Genomic DNA, 21,203 nt, shown 5'->3' with positions numbered 1-21,203 from the left:
TCATGTCCGTGCACGCGTTCGAGACCATGGGCACCATGGTCAGTATCCGCATCGCGGATACTGCTCTCAGCGAGCGCGACGCCCAGGCAGCGGTTACTGCGGTGGAGCAGGAATGCGGTCGACTCAACGAGAAGTTCAGCCTCTATCGGGATGACTCTGAGTTGTCCCAGATTGCGCGTGGGGAACTGACTCTGGCTAACTCCAGCGATGACATGCGCACTGAATATGCGCGTGCACTGGAATGGCGCGAAAAGACCGATGGGGCGTTTACTCCTCACCGTCCCGATGGCGTCATAGACCTCAACGGAACCATCAAGGCAGTGGCCATCGACTCTGCAGCGCAGATACTGACCCAGGCCGGGTTCCAGAACTTCTCCGTCAACGTCGGCGGTGACCTCACGACCTCGGGTGATCAATCCCCGGAAGAACAGGGCTGGATAACCGGCATCGTGGATCCAGCTGACCGGGCCGTCATGCTCGCCGCGGTGAGAGTGACCGCAGAATTTCCCGCCATGGCAACCTCAGGCACTTCCGAGCGCGGGGAACACATCTGGGCTCGACCAGAAACCACCACAGACTTTGTGCAAGCCACCGTCATGGCCGGTGACATCATCACCGCAGACGTGTTGGCCACCGCCATCATCTCTGGCGGACAGGCGACCCTGGATCAGATCACACAGAACTTTGCTGTGGCTGTACTGACCGTTGCGCCAGATGGAGCCTTGCAAGCCAACGCGAGGTTCCAAGAGCTCGTAGCGCGTTAAGAATCGCCACCACATCAATGACTTCTTGGAATCCTGCCCCCACCACGGCAGGAATCAGGCCGAAGGTGGCCAGGATCATCAGGATCAGGCTCAGCGAGATCCCGATCCAGATGCTCTGCAGCGCAATGCGGATGGTTTGCTGACCGATCTCAATGGCCCGGGCTACACGGTGCAGATCGTCCTTCATGATCACGACATCCGCGGATTCACTGGCAGCGGTGGAGCCCCGGGCGCCCATCGCCACACCCACATCAGCGGCGGCCAGCACGGGGGCGTCGTTGACGCCATCTCCCACCATCATCACGGGGCGGTCCGTGACGGCCTCGACTGCCCGGACTTTGTCCAGGGGCAGACATTCGGCCTGCACATTTGTCACACCGAGGCTTTTCGCCACATGCTCGGCGGTGACTTTCCCGTCACCGGTGAGCATGAGGGTGTGTGTGATACCCAGCAAAGACAGCCATGTCAAGGTGTCGGGTGCATCGGCGCGCAATTCGTCGCGGAGCAGTAAAGCTCCGGCGAATTTGCCGTCGATGGCGACATACACAGCGAGTTCCCCGGCAGCAATATCCACTCTCACCGCGGCAGGATCCTGCTGCGCAATGAAACTGTATTTGCCCACGACGACGGTGTGGCCTTCGATGTTCGCGGTCAGTCCTGCTGCCGTGGTTTCCACCACGTCCTCACAGGGCGTGACCGTAAGGGATCGAAGCCGCGCCCCCTGCACAATCGACTGCGCGAGGGTGTGCGCTGAGTATTGCTCCGCGATCGCGGCTAAGCGGACCAGCTCGTTCTCGTCCACAACCCCCACGCTCACCACAGAGCTGAGCACCGGCTGACCGTGGGTCAGTGTTCCCGTCTTGTCGAACGCGACAGTCTTGATACGAGCCAGTTTCTCGAGTGTGCCCCCGTTTTTCACGATGATGCCGTGACGAGCAGCCCGGCTCATGCCAGCAATAAACGCCACCGGGGCCGCAATGATCAAAGGGCACGGCGTAGCCACAACGAGCACTTCGGCAAAGTGTGTGGGGTTTCCACTCATCACCCAGGCGGTGATCGCCAACACATAGGCCACTGCCGTGAACGGCACGGCATAACGGTCAGCCAAACGGACAAAGGGGGCCTTGCTCTCTGCGGCCTCGGTGACCAGTGCCACGATGCGCTGATACTGGCTGTCTTCGGCACGGGCTGTCACTTTCATGCGGAAGGCAGCGGAACCGTTGACCGAGCCACTAATGACCTGGTCCCCCCGCACGCGCTCAACCGGAATACTTTCACCGGTCAGCGAGGATTCGTCGAGGGTGGCTTCATCCGAGAGCAGGATGCCATCCACGGGGATCAGTTCACCGGGCTTCACCACCACGACATCTTCAAGGGCCAGTTCGGTGACGGGGCAGTCTTCGGTGGTTGCTCCGGCAGTAACTTCGCGGTGAGCAATCTGAGGGCTGTTGTTGAGCAGAGAGGTAAGTTCCCGTTTGGCACGGCTCTCGGCATAGTCTTCGAGGGCTTCACCGCCGGTGAACATCAACACGATGATGACGCTGGCCCAGTATTCACCTACCAACACGGTGGCGATGATCGCCGTGACGGCCAGGACATCAATGCCCCAGCTGCCCTTCATAATCGAGCGCACCATCCTGACGGATTCTTTGGCCGCCACAGCGAGGGCAAAGATGCTGATGGTCCAGCGGGCGGCACCCTCCAGCCCCGACAATGCCAGGACTCCCCCCACGATGGCCAGCACAATCGTCGACGCGAAGACGGGATATCGCAGAACGAAGGGCTTCTGGCTTGTCACGGTTCTACTCTGTCACATCGGGTGAAGGGCAGGTGTTAACGAAGAATGGGTCCCCACGTGGGGACCCATTCTTCAGGGATACTGCGAAAAACCTAGTTGCAGGTGCAGCGCTCGTTTTCGGGAACGCCCCACAGTGCTTCTTCAATGTGCTGGCCGCAACCAGTCCACGTGGTTTTTCCGCATGAGCCACAATTAGCTGGGCTGCACATAGTTACCTCCGAAGGTGATTGTTTACGGTAATCCGTATACCCCCCAGGGTATATCAAAATCACGTATTTGTCGAGGTGAATCTACATGATTTTTCGGACAGAAAATGTTTACCTGCCTTTTACACACCGAAACTGTTGATTCTCAGCAAGGAGGAATACTCTAAAGACATGGGGAACTACGTATTAGAAGAACTGTCAGCAAAAACCATCGTCGCGGCCAACTCGCTCACGCTCAAGCCCGGCCAAGAACAGTTTGTCGCCCCGACGTCCTACGCACTCGCCGAGTCCTACTTCAACCCCGCCACCGAATGGCCTCGCGTTGTCCTGGAAGGCGACACCGTTGTGGGCTTTATTCGTGGCCACTTCGATCCCTCCTCTGACCAGCCTGAGTTCCGCTCCTGCATCTGGCGCATTACCGTGGCCGCCACGGCCCAGGGCAAAGGTGTGGGTCGCTTCGCCATCGAAGCCCTCGCCCAGGAAGCCAAGTCTCGTGGATTCACCACCCTCACCGTGCTCTGGGAGGGCGGGGATGACGGGCCTGGAAAGTTCTTCAACAAACTGGGCTTTGTTGACATTGGCACCTCGCGTTTTGGCGAGACGATTGGTGAGCTTTCTCTGTAACGAAGCAGAACACAAAAGGACCCGGTTTCCCGGGTCCTTTTGTGTTGACAGAGTGTTCTAGCGCAGACGCACCGACAAGCAGGTGACACAGCCCTCGAGCTTCTCAAACTCGGAGATGTCCACGGTAATGACGCGGTAGCCGAGTTCACGGAAGAGCTCTGCAGATTTGGGTGCCGATGCAGACATCAACACGGTGTCTGCAGAAAGCACGACCACGGCGGTGCCGTGAGCCTCGGGAACGGGTAGGAAGCGCTCGAAGATGCCCTGGTCATCCACCAGGGGTGGGTAACCGATGACGGTGCCATCAGGCAGCGCGGTTACCGCGGTCTTGAGATGCAGAGCCTTGGTCACAGGAACAGCAACGACGGTGTAGCCCTGAGTTGCCGCGATCGCACGCAGCTGGCGAATACCTTCGCCGTTGGTGCGACCACCACGGCCCACATAGACCGTCTTACCGACCTTGAGCACGTCGCCGCCATCGAGAGCACCGGGGCTGACAATGCGGTCCACCCTCACACCCAGATCAACCAGAGCAGCCTCGGTCGCCTCAACTTCAGGCTTGCGGCTGTCGGCACCAGGGTTGGTGATCACAGCAAGCTTGCCGAGCATGACAACAGTGTCTTCGACGAAGACGCTGTCAGCGAGGTCATCGCGAGGAGCAACCTCCACGGTCTGCCAGCCAGCAGCGTTGAGTGCAGAAACATAGCCGTCCCACTGCTTGTCTGCGAGCTCGAGGTCCACCTGCTTACGCTTGATGTGGGTCACGAGGCCGTCAGCCAGCGTGGAGGCAGGGGCACGAACCAGCGCCACCTTGGTGGCCACGTTCTGCTCGTCCCGGGAGATCAGTGAACGCCAGATACCGGAACCTGCGGTCACGGTCGCCACGGTGCCGAAAACGATAAAGATGAGGTTCACGCCAAAAAGCGACGCAATCACACCAGCGACCAGGTCAGGACCTGATGCGCCCTGCAACGCAGCCTGAATGAACATACCCAGTACCGCAGCCAGAACCGAGGCAACCAGACCGGCAACCCAGGCATAGCGGCGACGAGCAAGGAAACCGAGAATGCCGGCAAAGAACACCAGAATAAACAGCACGATGCTGGCATAGATAAAGAAGAAGCTGGCCTGCCACAGAATTGTCGGGTCAGGGTTCTGGCCAATGAAGAAAGTCAGAATGGTGGCATTTTGCGCAATGGCCGAGACGGCCAGTGCCGACAAAATAGCTGCCACGAGGCGACGGGTAGTGAACATAGTGTTTGTATCCTTTAGTGGAAGAAGTGGCGTTCGCCGGTGAAATACATGGTGACGCCAGCCTTCTGAGCTGCCGCAATAACTTCCTCATCGCGCACGGAGCCACCCGGCTGAACAACAGCCTTGACGCCCGCTGCGAGGAGAACCTGCAGGCCATCTGCGAAGGGGAAGAACGCATCGGATGCCGCAACCGAACCGGCAGCCCGGTCACCGGCGCGGTTCACCGCGAGGTGGCACGAGTCAACACGGTTGACCTGGCCCATGCCCACGCCCACGGACGCACCGTTGTGAGCTAGAAGAATGGCGTTGGACTTCACCGAACGGCACGCCTTCCAGGCGAACTCAAGGTCAACCAGAGTTTCCTTGTCCGCTGGTTCGCCAGAGACGAGCTGCCAGCTACTGCGCAATGCGCCGACCTCTGCGTCTGGATCGAACAGGTCAGCGTCCTGGAGCAGGAAGCCGCCCGAGATCTGACGCAGTTCAGTGGCTTCACGGCCAAAGTTCTCCGGCAGACGCAGCAGACGCAAGTTCTTCTTGGTGCGCAGCAAGGTCAGGGCGTCATCGTCGAAGTCTGGAGCAACTAGAACCTCGGTGAATACTTCGCTGACCTGCTCGGCCATCTTGAGCGTGACGGGGCGGTTGGCCGCAATCACACCACCAAATGCAGAAACGGGGTCGCATTCGTGAGCGAGGCGGTGGGCAGAGGCAATCTGGTCCACTGCCTTGTCGCGGCCCACAGCAATACCGCAGGGGTTTGCGTGCTTGATAATCGCGACGGCAGGGTTAATGAAGTCATAAGCTGCACGCACCGCAGCATCTGCGTCTACGAAATTGTTGTAGGACATTTCCTTGCCACCGAGAAGAGTGGACTGGGCAATGCCGTGACCGCCCTGCTCGAGATACAGCGCAGCTTCCTGGTGCGAGTTCTCGCCGTAGCGCAGAACAGACCCGCGCTGAGCTGAGACAGAGAAGGTCTCGGGGAACTTCTCGTCGCGCACGAACCAGGATGACACAGCCGAGTCATAGGCAGCGGTGTGAGCGAATGCTTCAGCGGCAAGCGAGCGACGCTGGTTAATGGTCGTTCCCCCGGTGGCCACTGCTTCCATGATCTCGCCATAGCGCGCAGGGGAGACCACGATAGCGACGTTGGCGTGGTTCTTTGCTGACGCACGAACCATGGCCGGACCGCCAATGTCGATCTGCTCAATCACGTCAGAGTCAGCAGCACCGGAGGCCACCGTCTCACGGAAGGGGTAGAGGTTGACCACAACGAGGTCGAAGGACTTGATGCCAAGCTCGTCGAGCTGGTCAGCGTGTGTCTGCAGACGCAGGTCGGCCAGAATACCCGCGTGCACGGACGGGTGCAGGGTCTTCACACGGCCGTCGAGAGACTCGGGGAATCCGGTAATCTCACTGACGTCCTTGACGGCGTGACCGGCGTCACGGATGGTCTGTGCGGTGGAACCGGTGGAGATGAGCTCGACACCAGCAGCGCTGAGTGCGCCGGCGAGGTCGAGCAGTCCGGTCTTGTCACTGACCGAGATCAGTGCGCGACGCACGGGAATGAGGTCGCGGTGGTTGTACAGGCTGGGATCGTGTGAAGGGCCGCTCATCAGCGTGCTAGCTCCTGAAGGTTGACGTGGGCGTGGGCGATATTGCGAACGGTGTGAACAATAAGTTCACGCTCGACAATCTTGATGCGCTCGTGCAGCGTTGCTTCAGTGTCATCAGCGTTGATGGCCACCTCCACGTGAGCTATCACGGGGCCAGTGTCGACGCCCTCGTCGACAATGTGGACTGTTGCTCCGGTCACTGTTGCGCCATCCGCGAGAGCGTCACGCACCGCGTGCGCTCCCGGATACAGCGGCAACAGTGCGGGGTGCATGTTGATCAGGTTGGGAGAGAACGCAGTGACCACGTTCGCAGGAAGAATACGCATGAAACCAGCGCAGACCACCATGTCGGGAGAATAGGTCTGTATCTCCGCAATGAGTGCTTCTCCCCAGGCCACACGGTTGGCGTAGTCAGCGGGAGAAACGATAAAGCTGGGGATGCCGAACTCGCGAGCGTGTGCCAAACCCGAGGCGTTATTATCGGCACCGACGGCCATGATCTGCGCGGGGTAGGCCTCGTCACTGCATGCCTCGAGGAGCGCACGGAGATTAGAACCTGATCCAGAGATCAGGACGACGAGTTTGAGCACTCAATAATTCTACCGCGGTGAACTCAGCTGATTTTCTGCGCGGAGTCTGAAGCGGTGGCAGTCTTCTCGCGGGGTTCCCGGTGGTCTGAACGCGAGCTGGCAAGCATGCCCAAACTGGCAGCGATCAGGAATTCAATAGCCGCGATGCCGCCGGTCCGCAGCGCGTTCGGCCCGACATCCATCAGACGGCCAGGTCCTGCTGCTCCCCCACTGGCCCAGCTCATGAAACCGATGAGGAACCCACCCACGAGTGCAATACCGACAACGGTGGCAAAGATCCAGCGCAGCTGCGGTCCTGTGCCCAGCGCATGCACGAGCTTCGGCCGCAAGAGCAGGGCAGCCACAAAAGCAGAGGCGATAGGGACCAGCAGGCCTAAGAAGCCAAATGCCATATCTGCCGTGGGCAAAGCGCCCAGGACAGGCAGCGATGGCAGGAGGCCCAGGTCTGTGCCCACGGGCGAGACCAGGGAACCTGACCCAAGTGCAAACCCGGTGCCAATAAACCACGAGGCCACCCAGATGACAAAGTTCGGCATGAACATGAGCTGGGCTGCGGTCAAGATTAAGCTTCCACCGCCACCGCCCTGCAGGCCTTCATAGAGACCCAGAATGGTGGAGAAGTTCCCAATGACCAAGATGGCCAGGGTCACCGCAGAAAGTGCGATCACCGAGGTGGCCACAATCACCCCGCCGCGCAGGGCAGTCGCACCGACAATACGAACCTGTTGGGGCAAGCTACCTGCCCAGCCCACCACGCGTTTCTGCACGCGCTCCGCCCGGCCACCGGAGTGACCGACTTCACCGCGGGCACCAATAAAGACACCCAGAGCAAAGAAGGCCGTGGGGAAGGACAGTGCCATCCACATCGTGGGCATCGCGCTAGCCTGCAGGGCAGAAATCGCGATGAGCACCGTCAGGCCGCCGAAGGTACTGATGGCGGCCACGGGGCCCACAAAGCGAGCGCCAGACTCCAGTGACTTCCGCCCCAGACGCACCCCCATCAATATCGTGATCAGAGCGAAACTCAAGGGTGCAATCGAAACTAAGAAGGGAAGTTCTGCCCCGGGCAACGCGATGGCCGCGGCCAGTGCAGGATCGAGAGTGATGGTGAGGTCTACGCCGTGACCGACCAGCCAAATATCTGCCGAGGCACGCCAGAACACATCCCAGCCAATATCAAGATCAAGCCGGGCCGCCCACATAATGCTGAGCGGAACAAGGGAAATACCGACCCCAATGGCCACTGCGAGGAAGGACTCCAGCGCAGCAAGCAGTGCAATGAGGGTGCGGTTCACCCCTTGATGCTATGACTTTTTGGCGGCGGGCTTCTTCGCGACAGGCTTCTTTGCCGCAGTTGCAGGCTTCTTTGCTGCCGCAGTGGTCTTCGTGGCAGGTGCAGCAGGAGCAACCACCACTGGCGTAAGCGTTGCACGCTGCAACACTTCATAGACAAAGAGCAGAACGAGAGCAAGAATGCCCAGCCAAATCACGGCAGCAATCGTTGCCGGCTGGATGGCCGTGAGGATCAGGGCCACACCACCCAGGATGATCACGCGGGCAACAATGCGGTACTTGTGCAGGACAGGTGTTGCGGCGCCTAGACGAGCGTTCTCGGGGTCCACGAAGCTGCGCACAGTGTTGATTTGCTTGTTGGCAAATCCACGGAACTTCTCTGCGGTTTCCGAGGTGCTAAATGCCCACGCAGCAATGGCGGTGAAGATGGCGATGAGACCCAGCGCAGCAACCACGTTGACCACGTAGCTGACCAGAGCGTCATAGACAACACCGACAGCTGCGGAGTAGCCAGGATCGATTACGGTGGTAGCCACGATGCGTCCACTGCCAAACAGGAAGGCCAAGAAGGCCATCAGAACTGCAAAGACAACACTGGTCGCGAGAATGGCGCGGGGGCGCTTACGCGCAAAACCAATACCAGCAGCAAAGAGACCAGCAACAATCCAGGGTAACCAGGTACCCACACCGACACCGACCTGGTAGATCACGCGGGCCAGCGCGAGCTCAGGAATCTGTCCCAGAACGATGGACTTGTCCACCTCAGGAATAGCGCTGGCGAAACCCACGCCCTGCTTGACCAGGGTGGCTTTGATTTCCACGATGAGGGGCTTGAGAGGAAGCGACAGGGTTCCATCGTTGGACAGCTGCAGCATGGAGTCAGGGTCACCGGAGAGCAATGCAACGGTCTGCTCCTGAGTGAGGGTCAACGTCTTGGTCCAGGCCTTCTGGAAAGCTTCAGACTCCACTGCGGTGGTCACCACGTTGGTAATGAGAGAGTCCACACCGTTGGCCACGGGGGAAACCAGGAGATCAAGAGCCTTCTGGGCCTTCTCCGGCAGGTTCAGTGCCTTACCCAGGCCGGTGAACAAGGAGTCGGTGATTTCCGGGATGTCGACCTGTTCGGTAATGAGGCCGGTGACCTCGTCGATGATGACTTGCTGAACCTCAGGGTTCGAAGCTAACGGAGAAAGGGTCGAGACGAAGCGCTCGGTGTTGGTCACCTCGCTGGTGGCCCAGTGGGCAACAATCGCGACAGGTGTGAGCACCATGGCCACAATCAGCAGGACGGCTGAGATCCAGGCGCGGCCAGCATTCTTCTTCACAGCAGTAGACACAGTGTTCCCCTTTGAAAATCTTGGTCTGACCAGTCTGCCATTGACCAGCACCTGAGCCCAACCCATGAAGAAACCCCTGAGGGAAAAACACATGAACAGTGTGTGCTGTGTTAACGATTCAGGGCGTCCCCCGAATGGAGAACGCCCTGAGCTGATGAGAACTATGTATTACAGGTTTGCCATGATTTCGCGCATCAAGCGAGCAGCCTCCGAAGGAGTCTTGCCCACCTTGACGCCGGCAGCCTCGAGGGCTTCCTTCTTGGCCTGAGCTGTTCCGGCAGAACCGGAGACGATCGCACCGGCGTGACCCATGGTCTTTCCCTCGGGAGCAGTGAAGCCCGCGACATAGCCCACAACAGGCTTGGTCACGTTCGCCTTGATGAAGTCTGCGGCACGCTCTTCCGCGTCACCACCGATTTCACCGATCATGACGATGGCCTTGGTCTCGGGGTCAGCCTCGAATGCAGCGAGTGCATCGATGTGCGTGGTGCCGATGATGGGGTCTCCACCAATACCAATGGCGGTCGAGAAGCCGAGGTCGCGCAGCTCGAACATCATTTGGTAGGTCAAGGTACCGGACTTGGACACCAGACCGATGGGGCCCTTGCCGGTGATGTTGGCAGGGGTAATACCGACCAGTGCTTCACCAGGAGTGATGATGCCGGGGCAGTTAGGACCAATGATGCGGGTCTTGCCACCCTTGTCCTTGGCATATGCCCAGAACTCAGCGGAGTCCTGCACAGGAATACCTTCGGTGATGACCACGAGCAGAGGAATCTCGGCGTCGATTGCTTCGATGACAGCATCCTTGGAGAATGCGGGGGGCACGAAGGCGATCGAAACATCAGCACCGGTTGCGGCCATTGCTTCCGCAACGGTGGCGAACACGGGAAGCTCGACGTCACCGTGGGTGACGGTCGTGCCGGCCTTGCGAGCGTTCACGCCACCGACGATCTGGGTGCCAGCTGCGAGCATACGAGCGGTGTGCTTGGAGCCCTCACCACCGGTGATGCCCTGCACGATGACCTTGGAGTCTTTGTTCAGAAAGATTGACATTGTCTTTTCCTTGAGTAGTCGTGGGGGCTTAGCGGGCGGCGAGTGCGGCGGCCTTGTCGGCGCCGTCATCCATGCTGTCTGCGATGGTTACGAGAGGGTGGTTTGCCTCGGCGAGGATACGACGACCCTCGTCGACGTTGTTGCCGTCGAGGCGAACAACGAGGGGCTTGTTCGCGGCAGACCCGAGAGTCTCGAGCGCCTGGACAATACCGTTGGCTACCGCGTCACAGGCGGTGATGCCGCCGAAGACGTTGACGAACACGCTCTTGACCTGAGGGTCACCGAGGATCACGTCGAGACCAGCAGCCATGACAGCAGCAGAAGCTCCACCACCGATGTCGAGGAAGTTCGCGGGCTTGACGCCACCGTGCTTTTCGCCGGCGTAAGCAACAACGTCGAGGGTGCTCATCACGAGACCTGCACCGTTACCGATAATTCCGACTTCACCGTCGAGCTTGACGTAGTTGAGGTCTGCAGCTTTGGCCTTGGCCTCGAGGGGGTCAGCAGCAGCCTTGTCTTCAAGGGCTGCGTGGTTCTCGTGACGGAATTCGGCGTTCTCATCGAGCGAGACCTTGCCGTCGAGAGCGATGATGTCGCCTTCTTCGGTGAGCACGAGGGGGTTGACCTCAACCAGGGTGGCGTCTTCGCCGGTGTAAACCTCGTAGAGCTTCACAAAGACAGGAGCAACCCTGTCCACGAGCTCGGCAGGGAACTTGGCTTCCACGGCGATGCGCTTGGCTTCAGCCAAGTCGATGCCCTTGATGGGGTTGACTTCAATACGAGCCAGTGCCTCGGGGCGCTCTACTGCGAGAATTTCGATCTCCATGCCGCCCTCGTAGGAGGTCAGCGAGAGGTAGGAGCGGTTGGCACGGTCCAGCAGCACGGAGAAGTAGAACTCTTCGGCAATGCGGGCACCCGCGGCAACCATGACGCGCTTGACCACGTGGCCCTTGATGTCCAGACCCAGAATGGCCTTGGCTGCTTCTTCAGCTTCCTCAGGGGACTTCGCGACCTTGACGCCGCCCGCCTTACCGCGGCCGCCGACCTTGACCTGAGCCTTGACGACGACAACGCCGCCCAGCTTTTCTGCTGCGGCGCGAGCCTCAGCGGGAGTGTCTGCAATGATGCCAGCGAGCACGGGAACACCGTAGCTCTCGAATAGGTCCCTGGCTTGGTATTCGTAAAGATCCACGTGATGTCCTCATCCGCGTTGAGCGTTCAAATAAGTGGTGTTGTCAATTCCCCGACAGTTAAAAGTAACTTGATATCAAGATAAATTGACCAGTTCGACTTTAGCGCGTTTTAAACCAGATGTCACCGCGGCACAGGTAAGGCAAACCTCGCTAGCAGAGGAATTCATAACCTGTTTAGCTAGAGACATGACGGAACCCACACTCGAACACGGTTTTGAGCCCCATGATGCAGCCTCCAACGCCAAACTGAACTGGCTTCGTGCCGGTGTTCTCGGCGCCAATGACGGCATTGTCTCCATCGCGGCGCTGGTCGTGGGTGTGGCCGCGGCAACCAGCGACCCGGCCGCCATTCTGTTGACCGGTATCGCCGGTTTGACCGCGGGTGCCATCTCGATGGCACTCGGGGAATATGTTTCTGTCTCCAGCCAGCGTGACTCCGAACTGGCCTGGGTCAACAAGGAACAGCGCGAACTCGATATGTTCCCGGAAGCAGAACTCGAAGAACTCGTCGAGCTCTATATAGATAAAGGCCTCAAGCCCACCACGGCACGCCTTGTTGCTGTGGAGATGACCGAGAAGGATGCGCTCAAAACTCACCTCGAGGTGGAGCTTGGCATTGACCAGGACGACCTGACCAACCCCATCCACGCAGCGATCTCCTCGGCAGTCTCCTTCTTCCTTGGTGCAATCCTGCCTCTACTGGCTGTTTTGCTGACCCCTGAGCCCTACAAGATTGGTGTCACCATTGCGGCCACCCTTGTGGCCCTCGCCCTCACCGGAGGTGTGGGCGCCTACATCGGTGGCGCACCCATGCCTCGTGCGATCCTGCGCGTGACCATTGGTGGAGCAGTAGCCCTCGGGATTACCTACCTGATCGGAACGCTCATCGGCGGCGGGGTAGCACTCTGAGGCAGAGATCCAGCCAGCTCACGTAAGTGAGGTGTTAGAGCTTCTCGATCGGAGCGATCTTGATCAGGAGTTTCTTGGCGCCGGCGGAATCAAACTTCACGTGGGCCACGCGCTTGGCGCCTTCACCAGTGATTTGGTTCACTGTTCCTTCACCAAAGTCAGCGTGAGAAATACGATCCCCGGCGACGAGCTCCAGGTCACCGTTGTCGCGGATCTTGTTGGTCACACGGTTGGCCCATTCGGTTTTCGGCTTGGGCGATGCTTCGAGCGAGTTCCAGCCGCCCTCGGTGCTGCCCCAGCCGCCGAGTTCACCAGAGCCAAAGCCACCGTCATAGCGGGAGCCACGGGCGTTGAGGGCACGGGACTGGTATCCATCACGGCCATTAGCCATGCCCGGTGACTGGCGCCATTCGATCAGCTCGGTGGGGATTTCTTGCAGGTAGCGGCTCGGCATGGCCACGTTGGTCTGCCCAAACTGCGCACGGCTCATGGCTAAAGACACAAACAGGCGCTTGCGGGCACGGGTAATGCCCACATAGAAAAGGCGTCGTTCCTCAGCCGGGCCACCGGGTTCCCCCGCAGACATCCGGTGGGGCAAGAGCTCTTCTTCGACGCCGGTAATAAAGACGGCGTTGTATTCCAGACCCTTGGCGGTATGCAGGGTCATGAGCGAGACGGTGCCACTGGCATCGTCGAGCTCATCGGCAGCCGCCACAAGAGAGACCTCGGTGAGGAAGTCAATGAGGGTGCCCTCAGGGTTGTTCTTATCGAATTCCTTGGTCACCGCCAGAAGTTCTTCCACGTTCTCGGCGCGGGCTTCGTCTTGCGGGTCACGGGTTGCGCGCAGCAGATCCACATAGCCGGTCTCTTCAAGAATTCTGGTGAGCACATCGGCCACGGGGCCCGACTCCGCCAGAGCCGTGGCCTCATCAATGAGGCCTGACAGCTTGGCGATCGCGCCGGAAACCTTAGGCCCCAACCCCAGAGAGTCCGCTGAGCGCAACGCTTCGCGCAGCGTGATCTGGTTAGTGTCCGCGTAGTTCTGTAGGCCGGTCTCGGTGGCCGGCCCAATGCCCCGCTTGGGGGTGTTCAGAATACGGCGCACTGCCAATGAATCTGCCGGGTTGGCAATGGTGACCAAATACCCCAGAACATCTTTGATTTCTGCGCGTTCGTAGAACTTGGTGCCACCCAGAATGCGATACGGCAGGGCCGAGCGAATAAAGATTTCTTCCAACGCACGAGTCTGCGAGTTGGTGCGATAGAACACCGCCATCTCGTTGTAGCCCATGCCTTGGGCATGCAGGGCACTGATTTCATCAACGACGAATTGGGCCTCATCGTGGGCGGAGTAGCCGGTGAAGCCCACAATGAGGTCGCCGTCTCCCACATCAGTCCAGAGTTTCTTGTCCTTGCGGTCAAAGTTGTTCGAGATGACCGAGTTGGCCGCAGACAGAATCGTCTGAGTAGAGCGGTAGTTCTGCTCGAGCATCACCACGTGCGCGCCCTTAAAGTCGCGCTCGAATTCGGAGATGTTGCGAATATCAGCGCCACGGAAGGCATAGATGGACTGGTCCGAGTCACCGACCACGGTGAGCGAGCCACCGGGAGTGCCATCGGCACATTCCCGGGTGAGCTCGTGAATCAGCGCATACTGCGCGTGGTTGGTGTCCTGGTACTCGTCCACCATGACGTGGCGGAACTGCTTGCGGTAGTGGTCGGCCACGTGCGGGAACGCCCGGAACAAGAACACTGTCTGCGCAATGAGGTCATCAAAGTCGAAGGCGTTCGCTGCCTGCAGAGCGCGGGTGTAGCCGCGGAAGATCTCGAGGAACTTCACCTCGGTGGGGTCGTTCACATTGGCGTTCCGCGAATAGCTGTCTACATCTGTTAGCTCGTTCTTGAGCCGGGAAATCTTCCCTGCGACGCCCGAGACAGAGAGCCCATACGTGTCTGCTTCAGTTTCTTTAATGAGTCGCTTAATCAGCGTGCGGGAATCGTGCGAGTCATAGATGGTGAATGCTTTCGTAAACCCAAAGTTCTCGGCTTCCCGGCGCAGAATGCGTACGCAGCTGGAGTGGAAGGTTGAGATCCACATCCCTTCCGTAGCTGCGCCGAGCATCTGCTCGGCACGTTCGCGCATTTCAGCGGCTGCTTTGTTCGTGAAGGTAATGGCCAGAATCTGGCTCGGCCATGCTTCCCGGCCGCGAATGAGAGAAGCAATGCGGCGGGTAAGCACGCTTGTTTTACCCGACCCAGCACCCGCCACGATGAGCAAAGCAGGGCCGCGATACTCCACAGCTTCGCGCTGTTGGGGGTTCAATCCATTCAGCAGCGGATCGGCAGAAGAAAGCTCAGTCATAGCCCGTCAAGTCTACGGGCGCATACGGACAGCCAGATCGGGCTGGTCCGAGAAGACACCATCAATGCCCAGATCCCACACATGACTGAAGTAGTCCTGCCAGTTGCCATATGACCCGGGCAGTTCGAGATTTTTATAGTGCACGGGCAAGAACTCATTTTCTGCCCGCAGCGTCCAGACAAAGACTTTGAGCCCCAAGTCGTGCATCTTCTGCACCAGTGCACGGCCGTGCTCGAGTTCTACTGCGCTGCCGTCAAAGATCATGCTGGTGGCTAAAGCCACGCCATCGAGACGTCCCGAGAAGGCTTCCAAGCCGGCATCGGAGAATTCATCCTCATTACTAATCGGGGGAACGCCTTCTGAGCGGGACCACACCAGCTCGTCGAAAGCGACATGGTTGTGATCCAAGATGTAAAAGTGCTGGGCGCCAATGCCCAGTTCCTTGAGCCGAACAATGATGCTCTTTTCAAAGCTCTCCATAATGAGGCGGGGATCGTTCTGTTTCCAGCCGGCCACAAAGAGGTCCTGCAGAATCAGACCCTCGAAGCTATAACCCAAGCCGGCAAAATACGTGGGGTGTTTAATCTCCACCACCAATGTGAAGTCATGTCCAGCCTGGTCGGCTATGTCGAGCAGATCCACAAAGCGCAGAATTCCGAACTGCCCATCCTGTTTCGCATTCTCGGGACGCAGGAGAGGTAAACGTTCCTTGCAGGTGAGCGTGGCAAGCTCTGCCCAGGTGAAGTCTTCGGTGAACCAGCCCGTGAGCTCCTCGCCGTCAACCACCTTGGTGGTCCGGCGATCAGCAAACTCTGGCCGCTCGGCAATATCGGTCGTGCCGGAGATCTCATTCTCGTGACGAATGATGAGCACGCCATCTTTGGAGATAACCAAGTCTGGCTCAATGGCGTCTGCACCCATCGCGATCGCGCTGTCATAGGCAGCGCGAGTGTGTTCGGGGTGATAGCCACTAGCACCGCGGTGAGCGATCACGAGGGGGGAAGTGGCCATGTTTCAAGGATGCCATGGTGTGCACACGTATGGTGAAGAGTTGTTTTCGCGCTGAACGAACAGGGAAAAACACAGCAAATACTCGGGAAACACACCACCCCCACTCGGTATCGTGGAGGTAGCACTTCACGGTGCTCAACTTCCCGAAAGGATAAACAACCGTCATGGCTGTTAAGAACCCCGCATTCAACGGCAGCAAGGCCTTCTCGCCTAACGCCACCGCTGAAGAACTCCAGGCTCTCTACGATGCACCTTCTGCGAACCGTGCACCCGAAAAGGCACTGACCTACGAAGCAACTATTGCGAAGTCCTTCATCTCCTTCGCCGTGCTGATCCTGGGTGCTGTGGGTGGCTGGACCATCACCACCGCCAACCCTTCCCTGGGTATGGGTATTGTCACCTTCGCCGCTATCGGTGGCTTCGTGCTGGCTATGGTCAACATTTTCAAGAAGGAGCCAGTACCCGCACTGATCCTCGCTTACGCACTGCTCGAAGGTTTCTTGCTCGGTGCCATCTCCCTTATCTTCGATGCCCAGTGGAGTGGCATTGTTGCCCAGGCCGTGATTGCCACCATCGTGGTCGTCGGTGTCACGCTGGCACTGTTTGCTAGCGGCAAGATCCGCGCTTCCGCTCGTGCCACCAAGATCTTCCTCATCGGCATCGTGGCCTACGTGGTCTTCAGCCTGGTCAGCCTGGTGATGTCCATGTTTGGTGCCACCACCGGCCAGTTCGGCCTCAACAGTGTTGAGATCTTCGGAATTCCCCTGGGTCTACTCATTGGCCCCATCGTGATTCTGCTAGCTGCCTACTCCCTGGTTCTTGACTTCGACATGATCCAGCGTGGAGTGAACAACAAGGCCCCTGCGAAGTTCGCCTGGACTGGTGCCTTCAGCATCATGGTCACCGTGATCTGGCTCTACATGCAGATTCTTCAGATGTTGGCACTGAGCCGCAACTAACAACGAAGCACCACTGAACACGTCATGGCCTCTACCACCAGGTGGGGGCCATGACGTTTGTCGGGAAGCTTGAGGCCCACCTAGAACCACAACACCGCTCCCTAAACTGTGAACATGAACGCTGTTGCCGTTGCCGCACTGCTCCAGGTCGTGATCTCGCTCGGGGTGACTGTCTTTCAGATAGCCATCGCTTCTGGCGCTCCCTGGGGCGAATACACCATGGGTGGTCAGAACACAGGCGTGCTCCCCCGATCACTGCGGATCGGCGCAGCCGTCTCCGCCGTGATCATGCTGGCCCAAGCAGGCCACTACTTGGCCCAAGCAGGAGTTCTCACACCGCTCCTCAGCCCAGACTGGAACACCGTCGTGAACTGGGCATGGTTTGCCTTCACCCTGGTGGGACTGATCATGAACTCGATCTCACGCAGTAAGAAAGAACGGAACCTCTGGGTTCCTGTTCTCCTCGTGAGTACGGTGTGCACGTTGCTGGTGGCGCTGAACTAACGAAGAGCAACCACGAGTAGTTATCTGTATATCTGAGAACCACTGCTGGCCACCGGGATTTAGGTTCTCGTCCATGAGCTGCTAAGAAGCTCATTGAAACCAGCAGGGAACGTGTGAGAAGTCAGTTGTGAACTCTGTTACCTCTTCATCTGTCAGATTCTCAAGATGGAGAATCTTTTCTGCAGTGAGGGATGATCATTGATCACCCCTCACTGGTGACGGTTCCCCGGCGGTTTCAGCAGAGCCCCCCGATACCGATTCCCCGTCACGACAGTGAGCTTCCCAGCACCCACGGACATCAGGATGAACCTCCCCCTGTCCGTGGTGCTACCTAGAGTGAATTCTGGAGGGAACAACACATGGACATCTTCTTCGGACTACTGCTCTTGGGGGCAGCCGTACTCATTATCTGGGGCTTCTTTGCCTTCATCTTTGCCATCGGCAAAGCACTGCGGGGTACCCCGACCACCGTAACCAGGACACCGCCTACCTCAGATGACATTGACGGCATGAACAACGGCGACTACTACAACGGCCCCCACGGTTACTCTCCCATGACCGGCTATCCCGAAACCCAATACGGCTCAGGCTTCAACCCTGATGCCGAATGGAACCACGAAGAGCATGACTAAGAAGCTAGTTCCCACCACGTGGGCAAACTAGCGAACTGTTCGGATAGAACGTCAAGATCAGATTCGTTCCAACCAGGTAGTTGTTGGATTCTTGGAATAAAAATGGGTGGAATAGCCACTGAGAAGTGCTGTGCAATCCCCAAGGAAGTCGATATGGCTGAATAGGGTTCACCAGCGTTCATCGACATATCAATGAACTGCATCTCGACCGGCCCAATGAAGGGCCTCAGGTAGTCCCTCAGTGCATGTGCCACAAGCGTGCATTCGTCCATACGGTGCATTTTACGCCTCCAAGATGTAATTGTTGAGTGGAATTTCCCTGGGGACGCCTCTCTCTATTCGAACAACCCCAGGTCCTGAGTCAGGAAAAGCAGTTTCTACAAATAGGACATTCTTTTTCATCTTGAGTTTGACCAGCACAATAATTCCTCTGACTTTGCTGCCAAGAACGACGACATTTCCGTAATGACCCACGAACTGTGGTTTCTCAAGAATCGTGCGGATTGCCTTCTCCATATCTATTCGTAACCAATGTGCTGGAAATTCAGTTTTACCCTCACGGCCTAAACCACTTCTGTGTCCACCCTTGGAAAGATCTTCTTCCCCCTCCCAGACGTGCCGCAAGAGCTCTTCAGTTACCGGAACATGCGCAAAGGATTCGAACACCATGCGCGCCACAGTAAAGACGCAGGAGCACCACAAATCCACGAGCACCCCACACTGTGGAGAATACGGCGAGCTCAATGCCTGTGAAGGCAGGTTGTTTCACACGAAGTGAACGGCATTACTCCTCAGGACAGGTCACACTCTGAATGTTCTCCTGCGAAACGAAATAGCGAATGAGCACGTCGTTGATACACGCGTTGTTGTATCCCGCAGCAGGTGCATGCACACCCGTTTCCACCGTGATCAACGGTGACTTAAATAGTTCTGCGGTGTCTTGGGCAAAGGAATAGGGCGTCACGGATTCATAGAGCGACCCAATAATGAGCAGTTGCTTCCCCGAGGTATTGCTGCGTGGCACGGGAGTGGTGGGTGGATCAGGAATGGAATCATCCTCGCGGGCGAAGCTCGCCCAGTCGAGGAATTCTTCCTCCCCGTCATACTCGAACCCGGACGCATCCTCCGTGAGCTGACTCCACAGCGGTGCTGCCTCTACCAGGGCTGCTTCGAGCCGGTCCTCATCTTCTGCCGAAAGCTCGTCGGGTGAATAGTCCATCGCGTTAACAATGGACATAATTTCATACTCGTTGGAGCGAATAATGGTCTTGTCTTCCAGGGTGCCACCCTCTAAACCATCGGCGTCATAGCCGTCCATATCCAGGGCAATCCACTCAAAGGTTGCATTCCAGCGGTCCGAGATCAGATTGTCCATGGCGATGTTGAACGCCTCCAGGGCGTCAGCTTCGGGATAGTAGTTCAACGACTGAATACCGTGGAGAAACAGTGCCTCCGAACTCACCATCGCTGTTTCATACTCGGGATTCGGTTCGATACCGGCAAAGCCAATGAGCTGATCCTCATCAGCGAGCTGCTTCATTTCCATCAGACGAGCGAACGCCTCGTCAAAGCTGATCCCGGCATAGTCGGCATAGCCCTGCAGATATAACCGCAGCTTGGCTTCGTTCCCGGCAGCATCTTCTGCCGCCGAGGCGATGAGATCATCGTCCACGGTGGTGGGGGAATCGAGCACCACCTTGCCCACATGCTCAGGAAATTCGGTGGCATAAGCACCGGCAATGGTGGTGCCATACGAAGACCCGATGAAGTTCAACGGCGCATCCCCGGTCACCACGCTGCGCAGCACCTCGAGGTCTTGCACGACATTGGCGGTGGACAGCGTCCACCACAGAGGGTTCGCTTCTTCACAGGCGGTGATGACCTCATTGCTCATCACAACGTTCTCTTCATACTCCGCCACCGTCGACGGGGACACTTCTCCGGTGAAGTAAGTCACCAGATCAGCTTCGTCATCACAGCGAATCTCTCGTCCATCCGAGAAAGGAGAGAAGTTGACTCCCCGGGGATCAAAGCCAATAAACGAATAGTGGTCCAACAGTTCTGCAGGGAATTCGGAATACTGCACCTGCTCCACACCCGACCCTCCCGGGCCACCGGGGTTGATAAACACTGTTCCCATGTCGGCATCCGCAGAACCTACCCGCATGAGCTGCAGGTCAAACTCTGCCCCCGTGGACTCCCCGGCATAGGTGGCAGGAACGCGAACATGTGCACAGGACACTTCCCCAGCATCCAACGCAGCCGTAAACACCTCACCCTGCATCTCTGCAGGAGAGAGCAGCTCGGCATCACAGGAAGACCAGCTCACCTCCTGGGACAGGTAGGAATCGAGGGTGGGGGCAGCAGTGCATCCTGATAACCCTGCTAGAACAACAACCCCTACAACGCTGAGACCTACAGCCTGTATTCCTTGACGCATGACTCCCCCGAATCTCTGGCTAACGAACATGCTGACTATGTCAGAACATCAGTCTGTCAGTGGGGACGGACACTACGAAATAAGCGGACCCAATAATGAATCGCGCTCGTTATCAAAGAGCAAAACTTCTGGGAATACTCAGTGCACCGAATGTATTGATTGTGCATCACAGTGTTTGACGAAAATGTACTCAGGGCATTCACAGTTTGAGACCCACCTCTCGAATTAGACTAAAAGTCTAATAACGATGGGGGATGTCACAATGACACACAACAAAACACAGTTCAAGGCAGTTGCTGCCATAACTACAGGCTTGATAACCCTGTTGGCACTAACCGGTTGCCAGCTAGAACAAAATGCGTCGCCCAAAAACACTCAGGGTCCCGTGCTTGTGACCACAACAGAACAACCTGCAGTTGAGGCGCCCCCCGTTGCAGAGCAGCCTGCACCAGAACCACCTGCGCCTGAACCTGCACCTGCACCTGTGGTCGAAGTTCCTGCTGCAGAACCGCTGCCGCCAGCACCCGCTGCTGAACCAAACTGTGTCGATAACTCTGAATCAGTTAGCGCAGACGGTGGCATGCAAATTTCAGTGAATATCAATTGCTCTTTGGGTAACTAACGTTACAAACAAGTGGAGGGCCCCCTGAGGGGCCCT

At 57.9% G+C, this 21,203-nt stretch carries 19 protein-coding genes; 7 read left to right on the top strand and 12 right to left on the bottom strand.

Going from position 1 to position 21,203, the window contains the following annotated elements; genetic code table 11:
• The first annotated feature begins 2 nt into the window (after positions 1-2).
• Complete coding sequence (locus M2119_RS03210; protein WP_280803520.1) at positions 3-764, top strand: FAD:protein FMN transferase; 762 nt, start codon at positions 3-5, stop codon at positions 762-764.
• Here the strand turns inward: M2119_RS03210 and M2119_RS03205 are convergent.
• Positions 673-2,562, bottom strand: a complete 1,890-nt coding sequence (locus M2119_RS03205; protein ID WP_280803519.1) for a heavy metal translocating P-type ATPase — start codon at positions 2,560-2,562, stop codon at positions 673-675. The two genes, M2119_RS03210 and M2119_RS03205, sit on opposite strands and share 92 nt — an antisense overlap.
• Before the next feature lie 377 nt (positions 2,563-2,939).
• Here M2119_RS03205 and M2119_RS03200 point away from each other — a divergent pair, with 377 nt between their 5' ends.
• Positions 2,940-3,392, top strand: coding sequence for a GNAT family N-acetyltransferase (locus M2119_RS03200; protein ID WP_280803518.1), 453 nt, complete (start codon positions 2,940-2,942; stop codon positions 3,390-3,392).
• A gap of 57 nt (positions 3,393-3,449) precedes the next feature.
• On the opposite strand, the gene ddaH is transcribed toward M2119_RS03200, so the two are convergent.
• The 7 genes from ddaH to sucC form a co-directional block, all read right to left on the bottom strand.
• A complete protein-coding gene (gene ddaH / locus M2119_RS03195) occupies positions 3,450-4,646 on the bottom strand; it encodes a dimethylargininase (protein WP_280803517.1) in 1,197 nt (398 codons plus the stop codon).
• Between the two features lie 14 nt (positions 4,647-4,660).
• Positions 4,661-6,259: a bifunctional phosphoribosylaminoimidazolecarboxamide formyltransferase/IMP cyclohydrolase gene (purH, locus tag M2119_RS03190; protein WP_280803516.1), complete on the bottom strand. Its 1,599-nt coding sequence runs from the start codon at positions 6,257-6,259 to the stop codon at positions 4,661-4,663.
• Positions 6,259-6,849: a phosphoribosylglycinamide formyltransferase gene (gene purN / locus M2119_RS03185; RefSeq protein WP_280803515.1), complete on the bottom strand. Its 591-nt coding sequence runs from the start codon at positions 6,847-6,849 to the stop codon at positions 6,259-6,261. Before purN ends, purH begins: the two co-directional genes overlap by 1 nt.
• Positions 6,850-6,872: 23 nt before the next feature.
• The gene (locus tag M2119_RS03180; RefSeq protein ID WP_280803514.1) at positions 6,873-8,144 is read right to left on the bottom strand and encodes a cell division protein PerM; all 1,272 of its coding nucleotides are present in this window, start codon (positions 8,142-8,144) and stop codon (positions 6,873-6,875) included.
• A 9-nt stretch (positions 8,145-8,153) separates the two neighbouring features.
• Positions 8,154-9,479 carry a hypothetical protein gene (locus M2119_RS03175; RefSeq protein WP_280803513.1) on the bottom strand — a complete coding sequence of 442 codons (1,326 nt, stop codon included), beginning with the start codon at positions 9,477-9,479 and terminating at the stop codon, positions 8,154-8,156.
• Positions 9,480-9,647: 168 nt separating this feature from the next.
• Positions 9,648-10,535: a succinate--CoA ligase subunit alpha gene (sucD, locus tag M2119_RS03170; protein ID WP_280803512.1), complete on the bottom strand. Its 888-nt coding sequence runs from the start codon at positions 10,533-10,535 to the stop codon at positions 9,648-9,650.
• A gap of 28 nt (positions 10,536-10,563) precedes the next feature.
• Positions 10,564-11,727, bottom strand: a complete 1,164-nt coding sequence (gene sucC, locus M2119_RS03165) for an ADP-forming succinate--CoA ligase subunit beta (protein ID WP_280803511.1) — start codon at positions 11,725-11,727, stop codon at positions 10,564-10,566.
• A gap of 187 nt (positions 11,728-11,914) precedes the next feature.
• Here sucC and M2119_RS03160 point away from each other — a divergent pair, with 187 nt between their 5' ends.
• A complete protein-coding gene (locus tag M2119_RS03160) occupies positions 11,915-12,637 on the top strand; it encodes a VIT1/CCC1 transporter family protein (RefSeq protein ID WP_280803510.1) in 723 nt (240 codons plus the stop codon).
• 34 nt (positions 12,638-12,671) lie between these two features.
• On the opposite strand, the gene M2119_RS03155 is transcribed toward M2119_RS03160, so the two are convergent.
• Entirely contained in the window at positions 12,672-14,999 is a 2,328-nt protein-coding gene (locus M2119_RS03155; RefSeq protein ID WP_280803509.1) for an ATP-dependent helicase, read from the bottom strand.
• Between the two features lie 12 nt (positions 15,000-15,011).
• Entirely contained in the window at positions 15,012-16,010 is a 999-nt protein-coding gene (locus M2119_RS03150; RefSeq protein ID WP_280803508.1) for a glycerophosphodiester phosphodiesterase family protein, read from the bottom strand.
• 164 nt (positions 16,011-16,174) lie between these two features.
• Here M2119_RS03150 and M2119_RS03145 point away from each other — a divergent pair, with 164 nt between their 5' ends.
• From M2119_RS03145 to M2119_RS03135, 3 genes are all read left to right on the top strand, one after another.
• The gene (locus M2119_RS03145; protein ID WP_280803507.1) at positions 16,175-16,969 is read left to right on the top strand and encodes a Bax inhibitor-1/YccA family protein; all 795 of its coding nucleotides are present in this window, start codon (positions 16,175-16,177) and stop codon (positions 16,967-16,969) included.
• Positions 16,970-17,083: 114 nt separating this feature from the next.
• Positions 17,084-17,473 carry a hypothetical protein gene (locus M2119_RS03140; protein WP_280803506.1) on the top strand — a complete coding sequence of 130 codons (390 nt, stop codon included), beginning with the start codon at positions 17,084-17,086 and terminating at the stop codon, positions 17,471-17,473.
• Positions 17,474-17,832: 359 nt separating this feature from the next.
• Complete coding sequence (locus M2119_RS03135) at positions 17,833-18,105, top strand: hypothetical protein (protein WP_280803505.1); 273 nt, start codon at positions 17,833-17,835, stop codon at positions 18,103-18,105.
• A 282-nt stretch (positions 18,106-18,387) separates the two neighbouring features.
• Here M2119_RS03135 and M2119_RS03130 read toward each other — a convergent pair whose 3' ends face one another.
• Together M2119_RS03130 and M2119_RS03125 are read right to left on the bottom strand one after the other, a co-directional pair.
• Complete coding sequence (locus M2119_RS03130) at positions 18,388-18,774, bottom strand: hypothetical protein (protein ID WP_280803504.1); 387 nt, start codon at positions 18,772-18,774, stop codon at positions 18,388-18,390.
• 115 nt (positions 18,775-18,889) lie between these two features.
• On the bottom strand, positions 18,890-20,545 hold the full coding sequence (locus M2119_RS03125) for an alpha/beta fold hydrolase (protein ID WP_280803503.1): 1,656 nt from the start codon (positions 20,543-20,545) through the stop codon (positions 18,890-18,892).
• A 262-nt stretch (positions 20,546-20,807) separates the two neighbouring features.
• Between M2119_RS03125 and M2119_RS03120 the strand changes: the two genes are divergently transcribed.
• The gene (locus M2119_RS03120; RefSeq protein ID WP_280803502.1) at positions 20,808-21,167 is read left to right on the top strand and encodes a hypothetical protein; all 360 of its coding nucleotides are present in this window, start codon (positions 20,808-20,810) and stop codon (positions 21,165-21,167) included.
• The last annotated feature ends 36 nt before the right edge of the window (positions 21,168-21,203 follow it).

Source organism: Aurantimicrobium minutum (assembly GCF_029894165.1).
GTDB classification, from domain to species: Bacteria; Actinomycetota; Actinomycetes; order Actinomycetales; family Microbacteriaceae; genus Aurantimicrobium; species Aurantimicrobium minutum_A.
Note: the sequence above shows the minus strand (reverse complement) of the source record. Positions and strands in the feature narration are given on the sequence as shown.